Source organism: Haloferax sp. s1, from assembly GCF_058382125.1.
The window spans coordinates 1-3,682 of the sequence record NZ_JBZRPK010000368.1; the positions used below are offsets into that span (position 1 = coordinate 1).

Consider the following 3,682-nt stretch of genomic DNA (forward strand, 5'->3'; position numbering starts at 1 on the left):
CCTCGATGGAGAGGTCGGCCGTTTCGGGGTCGTCGGCGACGATAGCAACCGCGTCCTCGGGTCCGGCACCGACCGCCTCGCGGAGCGCGTCGACTTCGTCCTCGGTGACGCCGTAGGCTGGGAGTTCGTCCGTATGGAAGATGCCGCCCGCGCCGTGACGCTTGGCGTGGTCCGAAAACTCGGTCCCGAGGCGGCGGTCGGGCTGGAGTTCGCGGCCGACGAGACCGTCGAAGCCGTAGAGCGGGACGCCCATGACCTTCCCGCCGGAGTCGAGTGCGCCCTTGATGACGCCGGAGTCGCTGTCTTCGAACACGTCGGTCACGTCGGTTACGTCGCCGACTGAGGCGTCGCGAGATTGGAGTTCGTCGCGGATTTCGACGAGTTCTGCCTGACGGCCGACCTCGAAGCGAACGATTTCGTCGATTTGGTCGAGTGCCTGCACGCCCTTGATTTCGACACGCGCGCCGTCCGCGATGGAGACGTTCACGTCCTGTCGGATAGTCCCGAGTCCGCGCTTTACCTTCCCGGTCGAGCGCAGGAGCATGCCGATGGTCTCGGCGGCTTCGCGTGCTTGTTCGGGCGAGGAGATGTCCGGTCCGGTGCCGATTTCGACGAGCGGGATGCCGAGTCGGTCGAGGCTGAAGAGGACGCCGTCGTCGCGCTCTTCGATGCGCTGGGCGGACTCCTCTTCGAGCATGAGGTCGACGACGGAGACTGGCCCGTCGCTGGTCTGTAGTTCGCCTTCCTGCGCGATAAGCGATGAGCGCTGGAAGCCGGACGTGTTCGACCCGTCGATGACGAGTTTGCGCATGACGTGCGCCTGGTCGACGACGTTCATGTCGAGCAGTTCGGCGATTTGCATCGCTACCGTGCGCGCCTCGTGGTCGAGACCGTGCGGCGGTTCGTCGTCTTCCTCGACCAGACACGTCGTGTCGTAGGCGAGGTACTCGAACTCGCGTTCGACGCGACTCTCTTCGAGCGCCGCCTCGTCGAGTTCGCCCAGTTCACTCTTCGTCGGGTGCAGGAAGCGCGTGAACGTCCGCGCCGCGTCGTCAGGCTCGCGGAGCTCCGTGGGACACCCACAGAACAGTTTCGTCGCGGTATCGAGCTGCTGGTGAATCTCCAGCCCCGCGACGAGACCGAGGTCCTCGTAATCGTACTCGTACTCGCTCATTGGTACTCCCTGCGTTCGGGGGAGGTAAAAAAGGATTCAGTCTGCAGTCAGCATCGTCGGAGTCCTTGACCAATCCCTTCTACCTCTTCACACTCCGGACAGACGTATGTCCACCCGTCTGTCGTCGCCCGCCCCTCGGGAAATACGGCTCCACAACCTCGACATTCCAACATGTCTCGTCCGTGGACCCGCTGCTCTTGCAGTCCGGCCATACTCGTATAATTGTTCAAATCAAGCTTCAAAATACCGATTTTTGAGGTTTCGTGAGTGTATCCATCGCGGTTACAACTGTCACGGCGACGCGGTACTGTGATTGCTACCATACATCGAGTAAATCCAACGTTCGTCAAAAACCGAAATCAGCGAACTAGTTGCGTGCTTGACCCGTTACGCTGACACTGTACTAACGGCGGAACTACCAAAAACTAGACCTTTTGTCCTTCAGTCGTCGCCGAGGATACCGCGATGGGTCATCTTTTCGGGGTCGAGAACCTCGTCGGCTTCGTCCTCGGTGAGGTAGCCTTCGTCGACGGCGACCTGTCGGACCGTCTTGTCTTCGGCGAGTGCCTTCTTAGCGACCTTCGAGGCCTTGTCGTAGCCGATTGCGGGGTTGAGCGCCGTCGCCAGCGCCATGGACTGTTCGACCTGCTCCGCGCAGTGGTCCTCGTTGGCTTCGAGTTTGGCGACGAAGCGCTCGGCGAACACTTCGGAAGCGTTCGTGAGCATCTTCGCCGATTCGAGGAAGTTGTGCGCGAGGACGGGCTTGTAGAGGTTGAGGTCGATTTGACCTTCTGCGGCACCTGCGGCGACCGCAGCGTCGTTGCCGACGACCTGCTTGTGGACCTGGTTGACCGCTTCCGCGACGACCGGGTTGATTTTGCCGGGCATGATGGATGACCCGGGCTGGTTTTCGGGCTGTTCGAGTTCACCGAGCCCGTTGCGCGGGCCGGACGCGAGCAGGCGGAGGTCGTTGGCAATCTTGTTGAGCGAGCCGGCGACGGTACGGAGCGCGCCGTGCGCCTCGGCCATCGCGTCGTGGGCAGCCTGCGCTTCGAAGTGGTTGTCGGCCTCGCGGAACTCGACGCCGGTCTCTTCGGTCATGTACGCGGCGGCTTTCGCGGGGAACTCGGGATGCGTGTTGAGACCCGTCCCGACGGCGGTGCCGCCGAGTGCGAGTTCGCCGAGGTGTTCGCGGACGTTCTCGACGCGGCGGATGCCCTTTTCGACCTGTGTGCGGTAGCCGCCGAACTCCTGACCGAGACGGACCGGCGTGGCGTCCTGCAGGTGCGTGCGGCCGGTCTTGACGATGTCGTCGAACTCGTCTTCTTTGTCGCCGAGGGACTCGGCGAGCGTCTCCAGTGCGGGAAGGAGGTCCTTCTCGACGGCTTCGAGCGCGGAGACGTGCATGGCCGTCGGAATCACGTCGTTCGAGGACTGGCCGAAGTTGACGTGGTCGTTCGGGTGCACGACGCGGTCACCGATACCCTCGCCCATGAGTTCGGCGGCGCGGTTGGCGATGACCTCGTTCGCGTTCATATTCGACGAGGTGCCCGAACCGGTCTGGAAGACGTCGACCGGGAACTGGTCGTCGAGTTCGCCAGCGATAACCTCGTCTGCGGCCTCGACGATGGCCTCGGCGACATCCTCGTCTATCATGCCGAGGTCGCGGTTCGCCTGTGCGGCGGCCTTCTTCACCACGCCGAGCGCGCGGACGAAGCGCCGACCGAACGTGATACCGGAGATGGGGAAGTTCTCGACTGCTCGCTGCGTCTGTGCGCCCCAGTAGGCGTCGACAGGAACGTGCATTTCTCCGAGGCTGTCCCGCTCGATTCGATAATCATCGTCTCCCATGATTCGGGCGTCGTCGTGGAATGAGGTAAAATCCATTGGTCCGTGTCCGTCTGTGTCACGAACCCCGCGAGCCATTCATGTCTGAATAATTATCAATTGCAGCTGTAGAACAATGCAGATCCCCGATTTCGATGAATAAACGGCCTGATTCGTAAAAATTTACTCAATTATGAATTGTCGATGAGGAAGATTTAAGTATTCCGTGTTGAATCGTTTGAGTGAACCTGTCACGGACTATCAATCATGACTGATACACCAGACGCAGACGACCTCTCTCGACGGACGTATCTCAAGCTCGCTGGCGGTGCAGGAACCGCGACGCTTCTCGCCGGATGTACCGGCGGTGGCGACGACTCGACGACTGAGACCACCGAGGAGGGAACCGGTGAGACGGAGACGACCGAGCAGTCAGGCGACGACTCGGGAACTGAGTACAACGCGCTCGAGGTCCAGCACTGGTGGACCGGCGGCGACGGTGGTGCCGCCATCCAGGCGCTCTTCGAGGGCTTCAAAGAGGAGTACCCGGACATCGAAGTGACGGAGAACCCCGTTGCGGGCGGTGCCGGACAGAACCTCCACGCAGTCATCAAAAAGCGCATTCTCAACAACAACCCGCCGAGTTCGTGGCCAGCGCGGCCCCGCGCGAACCTTCAGCCG

Annotated in this window: 3 protein-coding genes and 1 pseudogene; 1 reads left to right on the top strand and 3 read right to left on the bottom strand. The window is 61.7% G+C overall.

The genetic code is table 11. The annotated features are described in order from the left end of the window. The 3 genes from gatE to QT222_RS04580 all read right to left on the bottom strand — a co-directional run. Positions 1–1,174: Glu-tRNA(Gln) amidotransferase subunit GatE (gene gatE, locus QT222_RS04570; RefSeq protein ID WP_491476444.1), on the bottom strand; the 1,174-nt coding region annotated here is incomplete at its 3' end. A 47-nt stretch (positions 1,175–1,221) separates the two neighbouring features. Next, positions 1,222–1,497, bottom strand: a complete 276-nt coding sequence (locus QT222_RS04575) for an HVO_2901 family zinc finger protein (RefSeq protein ID WP_081603731.1) — start codon at positions 1,495–1,497, stop codon at positions 1,222–1,224. 118 nt (positions 1,498–1,615) lie between these two features. Beyond that, complete coding sequence (locus tag QT222_RS04580; protein WP_491476445.1) at positions 1,616–3,025, bottom strand: class II fumarate hydratase; 1,410 nt, start codon at positions 3,023–3,025, stop codon at positions 1,616–1,618. 243 nt (positions 3,026–3,268) lie between these two features. Between QT222_RS04580 and QT222_RS04585 the strand changes: the two are divergent. Then, a pseudogene (locus QT222_RS04585) lies at positions 3,269–3,682 on the top strand (carbohydrate ABC transporter substrate-binding protein); the annotation flags it as partial.